We start from the raw sequence: 16,381 nt of genomic DNA, 5'->3' as shown, positions 1-16,381 counted from the left end.
AGGGGGGGATTATGGATATATTAGAGAAATATTTTGAAGATATTATAACTGAAATCAATAGACACCATAAAGTAACGAATCGAAAATTTGTTTATAAGGCATATATGTATGCTAAAAGAAAGCATGAAAAACAGAAACCGCGTAAAACCGGAGAACCATATATTATGCATCCTCTTAGGGTTGCATACCTTGTAGCTTCATGGGGATTGGATACAGAAACTATTTCTGCTGCATTGCTACACGACACTTTAGAAGACACAGACGCCACCTATTCTGATCTGATGGATACTTTTAATAATAAGAACCTCATAAATATGGTGGACGCTGTCACTGCAATTGATATAGAACTGGATAGTAAGAGTGAATTGACTAAGGAAGAAATTGATAGATTATCTGATGAACGGCTTAAAGAAAAAATGAGTGAAAAGGCTCTCTTTATTAAAGTTGCTGACAGAATCGATAACTTACAGACAATTGGTCCATTTAAAGAAGAGAAAAAAATTCTAAAGGCAAAGCATACTCGTGCAATCATTATACCTATGATGATGAAAGAGAGAGCATATCAACTTATTGATATCCTAGAGAACTTATGCCTTGAGATTGAGCATCCACAACGATATACTGAGATTGTGACTGCCCGCTCAGCCATTTGCACTCACAATAATTATACAATATCAAAAACCCTTAAGTTGTTTTCTGAAGTTTTTTCACAAAAAACCTATGCTTCTGAAAATACAAACAGTATAGAGATTAACGTTATTGCCAGATTTGATTATAATACACGCTCTGCTATCAGCATCTACAGACAGATAAATGCTCAGGCAAACAATATTTCCACTGATTTGCCAAAACTTTTGTGTAAAAAAAACATCGCTATGTACGACCTTTCACTTATCATAAGTGATACTTACTGCTCAAGTACAGGCAATACACCTGCTGATGCCTTCTTTGGCATTTATTCTTATTTACTTGCAGATAAAGATATCACTATAATAGACCTTGGGCAAACCACTTATAAAGACTCAATATATTACCTGCTCTCTGACAATATGGGGAATCTTTACCGACTTTTCGTAAAATCAGAGACTGAATATATGAGATATAAGTTGGGGCGTCTATTTGATGAAGAAACTGTAACTGATTTTGGTGCAGCAGTGGATGGAAAGAAAATTAAGGTATATAGAAGAGATGAATCAGCTATGTATATTGAAGATGGAGCAACCTTCTTAGATTTTGCTTTTGCTATTCATAGTGAGGTAGGTCTTCATTTCCACTATGCAATTGTGGATGACAATAAATTTAAGCATCAAGCCTATGAGTCAATAAACGAAGGAGATGTTATATCTATAGAGACAAATCCTAATGTCTTACCTGAGCTTCGCTGGTTCAAGTATGTAAAAACAAACCGAGCAATTGATCAGCTCATTAAATACTTTTCCACTAATAAAGATAGTAACTCAAAGCTCTCAGAAAACCAAAAGGAGTAAGGCTCTTATAAGAAAAATATATTTTATCCACAAAAATGCGTATAAAAAATGAATCCACATTTCTTATACGCATTACTTGAATAGAACTCTTTTTTCATATTCTTAGATATCCACATTTTAAAGATAATACTTGTACCGGAGATTTTTCTCAACTAACATTGCTCCAGTAAACATACACTCTCCGTATGATAGCTCCTCGCAAACTGATCCACCACTGTCAGTTTCTTTAGCTCATATTTCTTCTCACATAGCAGTTTTAAATCTCTTGCCAGTGTTGATGAATCACAACTTACATATACGATTCTCTTTGGTAGAAGCTTTAGCATGGTATCTATTGCCAGCTTATCAAGTCCTTTTCTTGGCGGATCCACCACTATTACATCTATATCTCTTATATTACCGCTTTCATATTCTCCTGTAATTATCTCCTCAGCCTTTCCTACAAAGAATTTTACATTATCTATATTATTTATCTTTGCATTCTCTATCGCATTTTGTATGGCAGCATCTACTATCTCCACACCGTAGACAAACTTTGCGGACTTTGCAAGAAACAGTGAAATCGTACCTATACCACAGTACATATCCCAAACTGTTTCTTCACCGGTCAATTTGGCATACTCCAGTGCTTTAGCGTACAACTTCTTGGTCTGAACAGGATTTACCTGATAAAAGGACTGTGGCGATATTCTAAACTTCACATCGCCTATGTAATCCTCTATATAACCATTCCCATAAAGAGTTACCGTAGTATCTCCTAATATAACATTGGTATTCTTTTTATTAATGTTGATAGAAATAGATTTTAAATCACTTCCAAGTGATGCACATAAGCTCTCTACAAGCTTATCACTATGTGCCAGATTGTTTTCGTTTATAACTATGCACACCATCAGCTCACCTGTAGCAAATCCCTTTCTTATAAGTACATGTCTTACTATGCCGTTTATGTCTTCCTCATTGTAGGCATCCAAACTATACTTCTCCATAAAGTCAAGAACAGTCTTTAATACAGTCTTATTTTCTTCTATACCTATAATACAGTCATCAAACTCTACAATACTGTGAGTTCTGCCTGCAAAATAACCTGTAATATTTTTTCCGTTCTTTCTTCCGAACGGAAATTGAGATTTATTTCTGTATCTGTTTGGATCTTCCATACCGATAATTTCTTCTATTTCTACATTTGACAGGTCAAAGCCTCCTATTCTCTTTAGATGATTTTCCACTTTGTTTTGCTTAAGTTTAAGCTCTGCTTTATAATCAAGGCTTTGTAATGTACATCCTCCACAGCTTCTTGCCACCGGACATTTGGCCTCTATTCTGTCGGGGCTTTCCTTAACTATGCTGTCAAGTCTTGCATATCCGTAGCTTTTCTTTGTTTTCATCACCTTTGCTGTGACTTTATCCCCGATAACAGTATCTTTTATAAACCATGTGAAGGCATCGGTCTTTCCGATGCCTTCACCATTTTCTCCAAAGTCTATTATATCAACTGTTATCATTTCACCTTTTTTGTAATTCAATGTATTTCTTGTTTTCATATATCCTCATTACTAAATTTAGCAGACTGTTTTGATAATCAGTCTATATCAATCGACTTTATATTATACACTTGTTTTTCTGTAATTGCTCTCAAGTAACTTATTATAACCAAGCCAGCCTGTAGCACCATCCTGTCCCTGAGCCAGAAGCTCAATAAATGTCTCCATCTTTGCATCCGCATTATCTGCCAAATTAAGTGCCAAAGCTTCTATAAGTGCAGGTTTTTTTGGAGAACCGTACTCAAGCTCGCCATGATGTGCTAATATGCAATGTATCAACTCATTTGAAAGCTTCTTTGGAAATCCTGGAATCTTGTCAATCTGAGTCTTTAAAATCCCCACTCCTATTACTATATGTCCCACAAGCTGACCTTCATCAGTGTAATCATTTGCAGGAAATGCGGAAAGCTCCCTTGTCTTTCCTATGTCATGACAAAGAGCAGATGTGATAAGCAAATCATGGTTTAATGAACTATAATTCGCACAAAAATACTCACAAAGCTTCACCACTCCCAAAGTGTGTTCCAAAAGTCCTCCAAGAAATCCATGGTGCACTGTCTTTGCTGCTGAAGATGCTTTAAAGGTAGTTTGAAATTCAAAATCATCTATAAAAATAGCTGTCAAAAGCTTATTTAAGAAAGGATTTTTTACAGATTTTATCTTTTCTTTTAATTCAGTAAACATTTTTTCAATGTCATTTTTTGATACAGGCACATAGTCTGATGCCGTATATTCTTTTGCATCAGCTTCTCTTATTCTAGCCACCTTTAGCTGCAATGTATTATTAAATGATGTAACCTCAGCATCTACCACCACAAAGCTCATAGCATCTACATCAGATATACCCGGAGAATGTAAATCCCATATTTTTGCATCAATGCTTCCTGTCTTATCTTGCAAACTTAGGCTGGCATATTCTTTACCGGTCTTAGATATGGCTATCATCTTAGATTTACACAGATAAACCTCTGAAATATGCATTCCTTCTTTTAAGCTTTCAATAAATTTCATTTTCTACCCTTCTAGCTCCTAGCACCAATTGTTGTCTCAAAATTCAGTTCCGTAAATCCATCTTTACCTGAACGATTCACTTTGATATTTATAATTTGGTTCGGTTTCAGCTTCTCCATTATATTTTTAAACCCTGTTATAGAGTTTACTTCCTCATCTCCAATCATAGAAATTATATCCCCGGATTGTATACCTATATTATATGCGGGTGAGTCAGCTCTTACCTCAGCAACATATATACCACTTGGTATACCTTCCGGTGCTTTATCATTGTCAATATCAAGTGCACGCACTCCAAGGTAGGCAGAACCCACACCATTTGTCATATTTTCTATAATTACCTTCAAATCTGATATACCATATGCTTTTGTTGTAGATGTACCATCACCCAGATTTGAAACAACACCTACCAAATCTCCTGATGTATCCATCAGGAAAGTTCCTCTATTTTCTAAGTGCTTATCACAATAGATTATCCTACCATATCCGTCAAAAAAGCTTGCACTCTTTTCAATGGCAGTTATATTTCCGATATCCAAACTCCTAGATACTCCCACCGGACTTCCTACTGCCAATATAAAAGCTCCTCTTTTCAACTGATATGAATTCCCAAGTACAATAGGCTCTATATCTTTGATCTTTTCTCCCATAGAAGAAATATCCACTGCAAGTATCATCAAATTTGTGAGTTGATCTGTACCCAGTACTGTGGCTTCTGCCGTACTGTTGTCAAAAAACTCCACCCTTATACCACCTGCCACATTTTCAGTCAAAATAATAAGACTGTCACCTGACTTGGCTATTATGATTCCTGAACAACTGCTTTCATTTTGCAATGTATTATTGAACCAATCAATATCTGTGGTGACGGTGCTTATTCTTACTATTGTACTATCCCTTTTTTCTGCAACTTCGCTTAGACCCTCATACATCTGCTCTAAATTCTTCTCATTCAAATCAATGCTCTCGATAGCCGATGCCACTATATCTTCCACCTGCTCTGAAGACTCAGTTTCTTCAATCACCTCAGTACTTGTTTCATCTTCCTTTGGAATCTGAATAGTGGTTTTTGTCTTTTTGCTTAGTATGTTTTTGTTTACAATATATGATGTCAATGCCATACTCGGTCCTGCAACCATTCCAAAAACAATGGCAAGGCAAGCTGCTGAGACTAACCTTTTTTTATGGTCCTTGTTCTCCTCTATAATAGTTTGCTTTATAAAAGGATTTTTCTCATCAGACTCATGTTCTTTTTTTGTATTTGGCATAAAAACCCTCTGCTTTCAGGATATATTACATAATACCTCGCTCTCCCTAAAAAAGATTATAATGGTTTAGTGTTGATTTATCAAGCAAATGTAATATAGATTTAACACAAAATACATATAAATGCTACAGCTACTATAGACGTTTTTCTGTTTCCCTCTTTAATATGAAATATAATCCGGCTGCTACAGGCACAGATATCATCACTCCAAATACTCCGCCCAAACTGCCACCAAGAGTTACTGCTACTATTACCCACATACCCGGAAGTCCAACTGAACTTCCAACAACTCTTGGATATATAATATTGTTTTCAAATTGTTGAACCAATGTATGTACTATTATAAATATTATCATGCTTTGAACAGACTTTGTAAGAATCATAAGTGCACCTATAAAAAGTCCGGCATATGCACCTATTACCGGTATCAGTGCAGTCACCCCCACCAAAATTGAAATAGAAGATGCATAGGGCAATCTTGCTATAAACATCACAATATAAAGCAATACACCAAGTATTATCGCTTCTTTCACCTGACTTATGAAGTAATTCCTAAAGCTTGTATTAAATATTTTAAGTGTATCAATTATCCATTCTCTTTTAGATGGTAAAAATGCCCTCAAAAGCTTATCACCCTGTAAAGATAACTTTTCCTTATCACAAAGTATATATATTGCAAATACTACTGCCATAAAAAGTGAAATTATGGTATTAAAAACGCCTGATATTCCACTTATTACCCCTGTCAATACATTACCTACACTTAACATTACACTTTTTATAAGCTTTGTGATATAGTCTGCAACATCTATCTTGTTAATATCTATATTTATCATTGATAATGCTTTATCTATCCATTCATTATTACTTATATCCACTATTACCTTTTTGATATTGTCAGGATTTGTATACATTATTGAAAACAGTATTTTTACAAGCTGTGGTATAATGATGCCTAAAAGTAATACTATTACCAACAAGAATGTAAATATTGCCAATATGATTGCTATCATTCTTATAATTTTTTTATTATTAAACCTTTTTAAAAGCAAATCTTCGTAAGCATCCATAAGAATGTTTATAATATATGCCATCATAGCACCTGCTACAAATGGCATTAATGCTTTTGTTATACTCCTGATATAACCTTCCACAATATTAAAATATCTCACTATCGCATAAATTATAATAGTAAAAATCATAATATACACAATATATTTTTTCTTTATACCGTTCACAATATTACCCTTCTGTCATTTTACAAAGTATAATCTTATCTATCTCATCACTTATAAATGCATGTTCATCAAAAATATCCATAACTCTAAACTTAGAGTAGCCTCTTGGCATTGTAATATCCAAAAGTTCCAAATCTGAGAGCCGTAGTAATTTTTGTTTACCCTTCCATTCATCTGTCTTAAAAATAGGAGATAAAATCAGATATTTTTTATCTGCACTGAATTTTCCTCTAACTCCATGTTTACCTGATAGTTTTTCTAATTTTTCTGCTCCCCAGATTTTCTTTTTATAAACTCCATCTTTATTAATTTCCACATACCAATAATACTTAAAAGTACTAAGTCCAGCTGGATTTACAATGTCTGCCTCTAAGAATACATATATCGCATCATCCTTTATCATCATGCTTCCAATTTGAGGATAGTTATATTTAAAATCCATCTTATAATAAAGCCCGTCTGCCCCAGACAATGAAGTGAAAAATCTTTTCATTGTCTTTTCGGTTGTAAACACAGGCTGTAGTATATCTTCAAATTTTATTGTGTTTTCGTACTTATTATATTCAAAAAATGTAAAGCTGTTGGCAGCCATCATATCCACACTTACACGACAAATAACAGGGTGATTATTATTCTCTCCCAATGTTGAAATCTCTGTTATATTTTCAGCAATACAAGGTTTTTCTATATTTATTGGCGTGAATAATTCATCATCTGCATCCATTTTCCAAGCCCTATTTTCACTGATTAAAATAATACCATCATCTGTATTAAGCAACAGTTTATTGCTTCTTCTGTTCTCTGTATTTATGGGCATAAACTTATATTCATTATTCCTTAACCACAAAACCCCACTATTATTCTCACTGTCAATACAGTAAGTAACAAATTCATCCTTAGCTCTGGCAAAGTGATTCTTTGCATATATTGGTGCAAACTTATATGAGACCTCAGAAAGCGTTATACCGTCTATATGCCACTCCGAAAGCTTTTCCAATTTTATTTTCATAAATATTTAAATCTCCACTATTCTATCTGCAAACTCTTTTGCTTCATTTATATCATGCGTTACAAATATTACACTTCTTCCACAAGTATACTCTCTAATAACTGACATTGCCACAGCTTTTGTCTTTTCATCTAAGCCCTTTAGAGCCTCATCAAATATATAGAGTTTTGCATCTCTTGTAAGGCATCTGGCAAGTGCTACTCTTCTTTTTTGTCCTCCACTCATAGTATTTACACACTTTTTAATATCAATGCCAAGCTTTTCAAGTATTTCTTTTGCAAGTAATACATCGCTCTTCATAAGACATACATTCGAAATAGCACTAAAATCCTCACTGAGCCTGTCTTCTTGAAAGACTACAGATATCTCATTCGGTATTTTCATTTCTCCATTATCAGGCTCTTCAAAGCCCATTATAATATTTAGAATAGTCGTCTTTCCCTTACCTGACTTACCCATAAGTACAATATGTTCACCCTCAGCTATATCTAAATGGAAATCTTTTAATACCTCTGTCTCTCCAAAGTTTTTACATATATTTTTTAAAAACATCAATAAATCCTCTTTATAAAATCGAACAGACTTTTTACAATAAATACTACCAGTCTTTCAAATATAGCACTACATAATATAACTATCAAAGTAATTGCAAAGACTTTTGAAGTTTCCAGATACATCTTTGCATCAAATAAGAAAAATCCTAAAGTATTTTTGGGTCTGCCTATAACCTCTGCTGCAATACCTGATTTAAATGCAATGCCTATAGATGCTACACTTGCTGACAATAAAAAAGACTCCAGAGTCGGCATATAGATATATATAATTCTTGCCTTTTTAGTAATTTTAAATATACTTGCCATCTGTAACATCTTCACATCTACAGATTTTAGACCTTCTAATGTATTAGCATAAAATATTGGCATTACCATAAAAAAGCACACAAGTACCGAAAGCCATTCACTACCTAACCATATCAGTATAATGATGACAAAAGATGCCACCGGTACTGAGCGAACAACCATAATATATGGCGAAATATATATTTCAAATACAGCAAATCTATAAGACAAACTTGCCAGAAAAATTCCAATACCACAACCTAGGATAAATCCTAAAAGGATTTTTACTATACTTCTCCACATTCCAAGCCAAAATATATTGCTCCGACAAAATCCAAATAATGTCTCTAATACCTCTATAGGTGAAGATAATATGAATGACCTGTTTAAAAGTATTGCTACTATTTGCCAAAACAGCAGTGCGAAAAGCACTGCTGTAATTTTGTGTATTTTATTCTTATTCATATACTATTTTCCAAGATAATAAAACTCTTCTCCCGGTAGTGCTTCTCCTACAGACTTCGGATTCAAGTCAAACAAAGTCTTGAGATAGTCCTCTGTAGCAGTCTTCATTTCATCACCTGTAATAGAAACAAGATTACAATATGGTATTGCCTTGGCTGCAATAGGGGCTTTTATGATGTCATATTCCTCTACTAGCTTAGATGCATCTTCTACATTCTCATTGATCCACTTCACCGAGTCGGTATAATTAGCTATAAATTCATTAACAAGTTCCTTATTTTCCTCAAGAAAATCATTTCTTACAAAAAGTCCTGAAGTAATAAGCTTTCCACCTGTTCCTATAGCATCCCACTCCTTTGTAAGGTCAAGCACTGTATTTAAGTTCTGCACTTTTGTCTGAGCGACTGTTACAAAAGGCTGTGGCAACATAACTATTGCATTATCCATATTTTCAATAGTTGAAATAACCTCATCTGCTGATGATTTCCAATCAATAGTCACATCAGAGTTTATATCCATTCCATTTGCTGATAAGATGTAGCTAAGCGTATATTCCGGTGTAGCTCCCTGTCCATTTGCTACTATTGTCCTACCCTTCAAATCTGCTACAGTTTTTATACTTTGGTCACCTTTTTCAAGTATATAAAGAATACCAAGAGTGCCTATATCAAGCATTGTTACCTTGCCGTCAGATTTATTGAAAAGCACAGAACCCATATTTACAGGCAATGCCGCAATGTCTACTTCTCCATTTAGAAGCTTCGGTGCCATAACATCAGGAGCTGATTCCATATCAAATTCCACACTATATGGAAGACTGCCTTTTTTTGCATCATCAACGAGCTTTACCAAGCCTATACTTGTAGGTCCTTTTAAACCTCCAAGCTTTATTGTACCAAGACTCTCTTCATTTTCTGATACTGTAGTGCTCTCTGTTACTGTACTCTCAGCACTTGCTGAACTACTCTCATTTACATTTGCCTTTCCACATGCAGACAATGCCATTATTGCACATGCCATTATTGCCAATATTCTTTTTTTCATACAAACCTCCAAATATATTTCTCTGAGCTAAAACATATTTTCCTCTCACAAAAAAGAGTAAAACCATAAAGGCTTCACTCTTTCATTTTAAATAATTTCTATAAAAATATCAATAATTTAATTCTAAATATTGTCGATACCTTACTTGATATCATCCTTCACTTCTTCAAGCTTATCCTTGGTATCTTCTGCCTTTTCTTCTAAGGTATCTTTGATCTCATCTACGGTATCCTCTAACTTTTCTTTTGCTTCTTCTGCCTTTTTTTCAGCAGCGGCTTTGGCTTCTTCAGCTCTTTTTTCTGCTGCTTCTTTAGCTTCCTTAGCCCTTTGTTCCGCTGCAGCCTTGATTTCCTCAGCCCTTTTTTCTGCCGCTTCCTTTATTTTTTCGATTTCTTCGTTGAAATTGTCAATATTTGAGAAGTGTGCCTTTATATTCTCACAAAATTCTTTTACTTCTTCAGGTACTTCCTCACCCTTTGCAAACTTATCAAAAAGAGCATCACTGATTTTTTTCTTTTCTTTTTCTATCTCAACCTTCTCAGCAGAAATTTTTGAATTGACTTTGCTAATCTCTAAAGCATCACCGGTCTTGTCCACAACCTGCTTTATCAAATCACCTGCAGCTGCTCCTATATTTTTCGCAGTATCACCTAATTGATCTAAAATTTCCATCCTAGTAACCTCCTTTTAATTTCCAGAATATTTAAAAAGTTATTTGAAATTAGTTTATGCAATTATATCAAATAAAGTTAAGGTAATAATTAATTTTTGATTAAATGATATTATATTTTTTCTTATTCTATTGATGTATTATCATATATCAATTATTATTTTTCCACAATCTCTGCAAAGATAAGCTGTGCAATACTTACCTGTAACGATAGAGGCCAGTACTACATCCTTTTTATCCAAATTCAAAAAGTATTTTAAGCCTCCTCTATCTCCCTCCATACTCTTCCACCTAAGCGAATATCTGTCTACAGGTATTCCTCCCTCTTCCATTTCCTTGCCACAATACGGGCATTTTATTGCCTCTTTTTCCATAAATCCTCCATATAATCTTCTATTCTATATCTCCACTGAATACTTCTATCAGCTATAAATTCACTTTCATTATATATAGTACATTGTACTATATATAATGGAAATATAATACCTCAATAATAATGGCACAAAAGGCGTATGGACAACCTTTCGATTGCACATACGCCTTTGGTATAAAAATATAGAAGTTAGCAATTTACATTAAGCTTAAGAATAATTCTTTAATCTCCTCAAACTTTGGATCTCTTGGATTGCCCGGTCTACAAGCATCATCCATTGCTGACTGTGATAAGAAGTCTACATCCTCCGGTTTTACTATTTCCTTCAAATCCTTTGGAATGCCTACATCCTCTGAAAGCTTCTTCACTGCATCTACAGCTGCTTTTTTGTACTCAGCTTCACTCATATTCTCTGTGCCTTCTACTCCCATAGCCTTAGCCACATCTCTGAGTTTCTCACCAACTGCATCTGCATTATATTCCATAACTGTTGGAAGTATAATAGCATTTGCTACACCATGAGGTGTATCATACAATGCACCAAGACCATGTGCCATTGAATGAACTATTCCAAGTCCACAGTTAGAAAATCCCATTCCTGTAAGATACTGTCCAATAGCCATGCCTTCCCTTCCTTCCGCAGTATTTTCTACTGCACCACGAAGTGATTTTGCAATAAGCTCAATAGCCTTTAAGTTGAACATATCTGTAATAATATTAGCACCCTTTGTAGTATATCCTTCGATAGCATGTGTAAGTGCATCCATACCTGTTGAAGCTGTAAGTCCCTTTGGCATGCTTGACATCATGTCAGGATCTACAAATGCTATCACAGGAATATCATGTGGATCTACACAGACAAACTTTCTCTTCTTCTCAACATCTGTGATAACATAGTTGATAGTAACCTCTGCTGCTGTACCTGCTGTTGTAGGTACTGCAAAAATAGGAACACATGGATTCTTTGTAGGTGAAAGTCCCTCAAGGCTTCTCACATCTTCAAACTCAGGGTTTGCAATGATTATTCCAACAGCTTTAGAAGTATCCATAGATGAACCACCACCTATAGCTATTATATAATCTGCACCTGATTTTTTGAAAGCTGCTACTCCACTTTGAACATTTTCAATTGTAGGGTTTGCCTTAATATCAGAATAAATCTCATACTCAAGTCCCTCTTTTTCAAGCAAATCAGTAACCTTTTTTGTTACATTGAACTTAATCAAATCAGGATCAGAACAAACAAAAGCTTTTTTAAAACCTCTAAGCTTTGCCTCTTCTGTAATGCTTAAAATAGCACCTTGTCCATGATATGATGTCTCATTTAATATAATTCTGTTAGCCATAATGAATCCCCCTATTATATGCCGACTAAATACTATACAACACCCTTTTGTAGCATTATATTGCCATAGAGTGCCTTTTCTGATGTCGCAATGATTAAATATGCTTTTCTTGCTTCTTCGTAAAACTTAAATCTCTCGATGCTGCCTATAACATCATCTCTGGTATCATACTTTGATACTATTTTCTTAAATTCATCCCATATTGGAGTTTCTACTGTATCTCCGGGTACTTTTTCCATTATACTTACAGGATGTGGATCATAGGTGTCAAGTGGGAAGAGCCTTAATATAGCATCCAATATCTCACATACACCATGGCCATCCATCCTTATGATATGGGCATTTTTCCCCACACTATGTGTGGGGAAATTGCCATCTGCAATGACCAATCTGTCAGAATGGCCCATTTCACAAAGGTATTTTAAAAGTTCCGGTGAAATTATCTCAGGTATACCTTTTAACATATTTGCCTCTTATTATTTATTCGTATAAACATGGAGCAATCTTTGGATCTTCCATATTGTCCTTATTGTACCATAAAGCACCTGTATCAACATCTGATACGCTCTCGCCATTAGCTGCCTTTACTGCAAGCTCAACTGCCTTATATCCGATTTGTACAGGATCCTGTGTTACGCTACCTGCAAATAAACCGTCTTTGATTGCCTGAAGCTGCTTCTTACCTGCATCAAATCCAACTGCAACAACTTTTCCTTCGCCGATCTTATCAAGACCTTCGTTTGCTGTGATAATAGCATTTGCTGCAAACTCATTTGAACCATAGATTGCAATGAGGTCTGACTTCTCTAAGATAGCTGATGCAACTGCTGCACCGTCTGCATCCTTAACTTCTGCAGGAATACCTACATCAATAACTACAGGAGCACCACTCTTCTCTTTCTTTAAGCTGTCATGTCCTTCAACTGAAACCTTATCTTCTCCTATAAGCTTTGTCATCTCTTCAACGAAGCCCTTTGTTCTCTCAACGATTGACTGTGAGTTTGACTCCTGAGCAACTACACCAATTCTAACTGTGCCTGAAGCACCGTCGATCTTATCTTTGATAAGCTCATATGTTTCTTTTGCTGCAAGCTTTCCTGCTTCCAAGTTGTTTGTAGATGCATTAGCCTTGATAGCTCCTTCCGGTGCATCCGGAACACCTGAGTCAAATCCGATCATAGGAATTCCTTTTTCCATTGCACTCTGGATTGAACCCAAGCTTGCCTGTGTATCAAGTGCTGCAAAGCAGATAGCTGTAGGCTTTTGTGCTATAGCTGCATCTAAGTACTCGATCTGCTGTGCAATAGCTGACTCATTATCAGGACCCTGGAATGATACTTCAACACCTAAATCTGTTCCTGCCTGCATTGCTCCCTTCTCTACCGCTTTCCAGAACTGATGCTGGAATCCCTTAGCAATAACATTGATCTTCTTTCCGTCAGCGCTTGCCTCTGCCTTTGTCTCTCCAGCTTGTGAACTGTCTGCCTGTGCTGCTGTTGTCTTCTCAGCCTCACCTGAACTACTGCTTGAACCACCACATGCCACTAATGACATTGCCATCAAACTTGCTACTGCAATTGCTAAAAATCTCTTCTTCATAATTTCCTCCTTATTAACCCTTTCTTTTTCTATTTAAGATATCCATATACACAGCGAATACTAATATGATTCCTGTGATGAAGAGCTGATAATGTGACTGTACTCCGATATACGGGAAACCGATCTTAAGTACTGTCATAATAAACACACCTATAATTGTTCCAACTATTGAACCAACACCACCTGAAAGTGATGTACCACCTATAACTACTCCTGCGATAGCATCCAGCTCAAATCCATTACCTGTATTTGGCTGTGCTGTTGAGAATACTGCTACATATGCAAGTCCTGCAAGTGCTGCAAATACACCTGAGAATACATAAGCAAGTGTCTCATATTTCTTTACATCAATACCTGAAAGTCTAGTTGCTTCCTTGTTTGAACCTATTGAAAGTATATATCTTCCAAGTCTTGTCTTATTAAGTACTACCGCCATTATTATTGCACATACTGCAAGTAGTATGAAGCCTGTAGGGAAATTCTTTGGAATGATACCGCCATCCTTTGTTACCATGAAAATCTCTCTAAACCAAGCACCTGCACTGTTTCCCTGTGGGAATGAGATTGTCTTTGTCTTTGATACGATTGAGCCGAGACCTCTTGATACCATCATAGTTCCCAATGTGGCAATAAATGCCGGCAGTTCAAAATGCGATACCAAAATACCGTTTATAAGTCCAAAAATCGCTCCAACCAATAGCATTATCAAAATAACGATAAACATTGGAGTTCCTTTTTCCATAAATGTTCCACCTATAAGTGCGGCACATATAGCAACCGTACCTATTGATAAGTCAATACCACCTGTAGAAATAACGAAAGTTACTCCTATTGCCATAAAAGCTACATAATATGCTGACTTTGAAATATTTGTAAATGTTGTAGCCTGTAAGAACTTATCTGTTAAAAGCGAAAATACTATACATATTACAACCAGTGCAGCAATAACTACCGCCTGTTGGTTTGAAAAAATCTTTTTTAAGTTCATCTTGCCCCCTGTCTATTAGTCGCACATGTCATAATTCCCTCCTGACTAGCCTCAGATATGTCCAGGCAACCTGTTATTCTGCCCTCACACATTACTACGACTCTGTCGCTCATTCTGAGTACTTCCGGCAACTCCGAAGAAATCATTATTATGGATTTGCCTTCCTTGACTAATCTTTCCATCAAATCATATATTTCACTTTTTGCACCTACATCAATACCTCTTGTAGGTTCATCAAATATCAATATTTCAGAATCCTTAACCAGCCATTTTGCTATAACCACCTTTTGCTGATTTCCACCTGAAAGTTTCTTTATAATCTGTGAAACGCTTGGGGTTTTGGTCTTCAATTCTTTAACATATTTTTCACTGACAGTTTTTGACTTTGCACCGTCTATAAACAGTCCTTTTGTGAATTTTTCAAGTGAAGACAGGCAGGTGTTCTCTTCTACAGACTTATCTACCAAAAGTCCAAATCTCTTTCTGTCTTCAGAAAGATAACCTATACCTGCATTCACAGCATCCTTTGTAGATTTTATACTCACTTCCTTGCCGTGAATAAATATCTTACCGGAATCCATAGGATCAGCACCAAATATAAGTCTTGCCACCTCTGTTCTTCCTGCACCCATCAGTCCTGAGAATCCAAGTATCTCACCTTTTCTCAGTTCAAATGAAACATCCTTTACATGCTTTCCCCTATTTAGATTTTCACATTTTAGAACAACTTCTGCATCTGCACCAACATCTGACTTGGTTTTTGGTTCCATAAATACAGTTCTTCCAACCATCATCTTTATAATGTCATCCTTGGTACATTCCTTTGTTACCAAAGTACCTACATACTCTCCGTCTCTCATTACAATAACTCTATCTGAGATGACATTGATCTCGTCCATTCTATGTGAGATATAAATTATTCCTGTACCCTTAGCTCTTAGATCATTTATAACCTTGAAAAGTTCCTCAATCTCAGAGTCTGTAAGTGCTGCTGTAGGCTCATCAAATACAATAACCTTGGCATTTGTTGATATAGCCTTTGCAATCTCAACCATCTGCTGCTTTCCTACAGTAAGATTTCCTATCTTCACATTCGGATTTATATCTACATTAAGTTTTTTAAACAGTTCCTTTGCATCCCCAGCCATCTTTGCATCATCTATAAAGAAACCTTTTTTTCTCTCTTTTCCGATGAAAAGATTCTGTGCCACTGTCAGATCGTTCATCATATTTAATTCCTGATGAACGATTGCAATTCCCGCCTCTTCAGATTCAGATACCGACTTATACTCTACTTCTTTTCCTTCGAAAGTTACTGTACCTTCGTCTTTAGAATATATTCCTGTCAAAATCTTCATAAGAGTGGATTTTCCTGCACCATTTTCACCCATCAGTGCAACTACTTCACCCTTATTAAGTTCTAGTTCGGCATTTTTTAATGCTGCAACTCCGGAGAAAGATTTCTTTATATTTTTCATTGTGAGTAATGCTGACATAAAAT

The 16,381-nt window shown here is 35.7% G+C and carries 16 protein-coding genes; 1 reads left to right on the top strand and 15 read right to left on the bottom strand.

Annotation, left to right across the window (positions count from 1 at the left end):
* The first annotated feature begins 11 nt into the window (after positions 1-11).
* Positions 12-1,487 carry an HD domain-containing protein gene (locus D4A81_RS01775; RefSeq protein ID WP_111523939.1) on the top strand — a complete coding sequence of 492 codons (1,476 nt, stop codon included), beginning with the start codon at positions 12-14 and terminating at the stop codon, positions 1,485-1,487.
* A 152-nt stretch (positions 1,488-1,639) separates the two neighbouring features.
* On the opposite strand, the gene rlmD is transcribed toward D4A81_RS01775, so the two are convergent.
* From rlmD to D4A81_RS01700, 15 genes are all read right to left on the bottom strand, one after another.
* Entirely contained in the window at positions 1,640-3,031 is a 1,392-nt protein-coding gene (rlmD, locus tag D4A81_RS01770) for a 23S rRNA (uracil(1939)-C(5))-methyltransferase RlmD (protein WP_111523938.1), read from the bottom strand.
* Positions 3,032-3,094: 63 nt separating this feature from the next.
* Entirely contained in the window at positions 3,095-4,042 is a 948-nt protein-coding gene (locus tag D4A81_RS01765; protein ID WP_111523937.1) for a 3'-5' exoribonuclease YhaM family protein, read from the bottom strand.
* Positions 4,043-4,053: 11 nt separating this feature from the next.
* Positions 4,054-5,310 carry a S1C family serine protease gene (locus D4A81_RS01760; protein WP_111523936.1) on the bottom strand — a complete coding sequence of 419 codons (1,257 nt, stop codon included), beginning with the start codon at positions 5,308-5,310 and terminating at the stop codon, positions 4,054-4,056.
* A gap of 133 nt (positions 5,311-5,443) precedes the next feature.
* A complete protein-coding gene (locus D4A81_RS01755; protein ID WP_111523935.1) occupies positions 5,444-6,547 on the bottom strand; it encodes an AI-2E family transporter in 1,104 nt (367 codons plus the stop codon).
* A gap of 4 nt (positions 6,548-6,551) precedes the next feature.
* Positions 6,552-7,556 carry a hypothetical protein gene (locus D4A81_RS01750; protein WP_111523934.1) on the bottom strand — a complete coding sequence of 335 codons (1,005 nt, stop codon included), beginning with the start codon at positions 7,554-7,556 and terminating at the stop codon, positions 6,552-6,554.
* A 6-nt stretch (positions 7,557-7,562) separates the two neighbouring features.
* Positions 7,563-8,108 carry an ATP-binding cassette domain-containing protein gene (locus D4A81_RS01745; protein WP_111523933.1) on the bottom strand — a complete coding sequence of 182 codons (546 nt, stop codon included), beginning with the start codon at positions 8,106-8,108 and terminating at the stop codon, positions 7,563-7,565.
* Positions 8,108-8,860, bottom strand: coding sequence for an ABC transporter permease (locus tag D4A81_RS01740; protein ID WP_111523932.1), 753 nt, complete (start codon positions 8,858-8,860; stop codon positions 8,108-8,110). The genes D4A81_RS01745 and D4A81_RS01740 overlap by 1 nt, the downstream gene beginning before the upstream one ends.
* A 3-nt stretch (positions 8,861-8,863) precedes the next feature.
* Positions 8,864-9,904 carry an ABC transporter substrate-binding protein gene (locus tag D4A81_RS01735; RefSeq protein ID WP_111523931.1) on the bottom strand — a complete coding sequence of 347 codons (1,041 nt, stop codon included), beginning with the start codon at positions 9,902-9,904 and terminating at the stop codon, positions 8,864-8,866.
* A 141-nt stretch (positions 9,905-10,045) separates the two neighbouring features.
* A complete protein-coding gene (locus D4A81_RS01730) occupies positions 10,046-10,576 on the bottom strand; it encodes a hypothetical protein (protein WP_111523930.1) in 531 nt (176 codons plus the stop codon).
* Between the two features lie 141 nt (positions 10,577-10,717).
* Positions 10,718-10,948, bottom strand: a complete 231-nt coding sequence (locus D4A81_RS01725) for a PF20097 family protein (RefSeq protein WP_111523929.1) — start codon at positions 10,946-10,948, stop codon at positions 10,718-10,720.
* Between the two features lie 196 nt (positions 10,949-11,144).
* Complete coding sequence (gene fucO / locus D4A81_RS01720) at positions 11,145-12,293, bottom strand: lactaldehyde reductase (protein WP_111523928.1); 1,149 nt, start codon at positions 12,291-12,293, stop codon at positions 11,145-11,147.
* Positions 12,294-12,325: 32 nt separating this feature from the next.
* Positions 12,326-12,757, bottom strand: coding sequence for an RbsD/FucU family protein (locus D4A81_RS01715; RefSeq protein ID WP_111523927.1), 432 nt, complete (start codon positions 12,755-12,757; stop codon positions 12,326-12,328).
* Between the two features lie 16 nt (positions 12,758-12,773).
* Complete coding sequence (locus D4A81_RS01710; RefSeq protein WP_111523926.1) at positions 12,774-13,892, bottom strand: ABC transporter substrate-binding protein; 1,119 nt, start codon at positions 13,890-13,892, stop codon at positions 12,774-12,776.
* A gap of 13 nt (positions 13,893-13,905) precedes the next feature.
* Positions 13,906-14,880, bottom strand: coding sequence for an ABC transporter permease (locus D4A81_RS01705; RefSeq protein ID WP_111523925.1), 975 nt, complete (start codon positions 14,878-14,880; stop codon positions 13,906-13,908).
* The gene (locus D4A81_RS01700) at positions 14,877-16,376 is read right to left on the bottom strand and encodes a sugar ABC transporter ATP-binding protein (protein WP_111523924.1); all 1,500 of its coding nucleotides are present in this window, start codon (positions 16,374-16,376) and stop codon (positions 14,877-14,879) included. The genes D4A81_RS01705 and D4A81_RS01700 overlap by 4 nt, the downstream gene beginning before the upstream one ends.
* Positions 16,377-16,381: the final 5 nt, after the last annotated feature.

It is taken from the genome of Lachnoanaerobaculum umeaense, assembly GCF_003589745.1.
In the GTDB taxonomy this organism is placed as follows: Bacteria; Bacillota; Clostridia; order Lachnospirales; family Lachnospiraceae; genus Lachnoanaerobaculum; species Lachnoanaerobaculum umeaense.
Note: the sequence above shows the minus strand (reverse complement) of the source record. Positions and strands in the feature narration are given on the sequence as shown.

Bases quoted from the DNA above. Each gene is read 5' to 3' on its own strand.
- D4A81_RS01775 (WP_111523939.1), top strand. From the start codon at position 12: ATGGATATATTAGAGAAATATTTTGAAGATATTATAACTGAAATCAAT.
- rlmD (WP_111523938.1), bottom strand. From the start codon at position 3,031: ATGAAAACAAGAAATACATTGAATTACAAAAAAGGTGAAATGATAACA.
- D4A81_RS01765 (WP_111523937.1), bottom strand. From the start codon at position 4,042: ATGAAATTTATTGAAAGCTTAAAAGAAGGAATGCATATTTCAGAGGTT.
- D4A81_RS01760 (WP_111523936.1), bottom strand. From the start codon at position 5,310: ATGCCAAATACAAAAAAAGAACATGAGTCTGATGAGAAAAATCCTTTT.
- D4A81_RS01750 (WP_111523934.1), bottom strand. From the start codon at position 7,556: ATGAAAATAAAATTGGAAAAGCTTTCGGAGTGGCATATAGACGGTATA.
- D4A81_RS01745 (WP_111523933.1), bottom strand. From the start codon at position 8,108: ATGTTTTTAAAAAATATATGTAAAAACTTTGGAGAGACAGAGGTATTA.
- D4A81_RS01740 (WP_111523932.1), bottom strand. From the start codon at position 8,860: ATGAATAAGAATAAAATACACAAAATTACAGCAGTGCTTTTCGCACTG.
- D4A81_RS01735 (WP_111523931.1), bottom strand. From the start codon at position 9,904: ATGAAAAAAAGAATATTGGCAATAATGGCATGTGCAATAATGGCATTG.
- D4A81_RS01730 (WP_111523930.1), bottom strand. From the start codon at position 10,576: ATGGAAATTTTAGATCAATTAGGTGATACTGCGAAAAATATAGGAGCA.
- D4A81_RS01725 (WP_111523929.1), bottom strand. From the start codon at position 10,948: ATGGAAAAAGAGGCAATAAAATGCCCGTATTGTGGCAAGGAAATGGAA.
- fucO (WP_111523928.1), bottom strand. From the start codon at position 12,293: ATGGCTAACAGAATTATATTAAATGAGACATCATATCATGGACAAGGT.
- D4A81_RS01715 (WP_111523927.1), bottom strand. From the start codon at position 12,757: ATGTTAAAAGGTATACCTGAGATAATTTCACCGGAACTTTTAAAATAC.
- D4A81_RS01710 (WP_111523926.1), bottom strand. From the start codon at position 13,892: ATGAAGAAGAGATTTTTAGCAATTGCAGTAGCAAGTTTGATGGCAATG.
- D4A81_RS01705 (WP_111523925.1), bottom strand. From the start codon at position 14,880: ATGAACTTAAAAAAGATTTTTTCAAACCAACAGGCGGTAGTTATTGCT.
- D4A81_RS01700 (WP_111523924.1), bottom strand. From the start codon at position 16,376: ATGTCAGCATTACTCACAATGAAAAATATAAAGAAATCTTTCTCCGGA.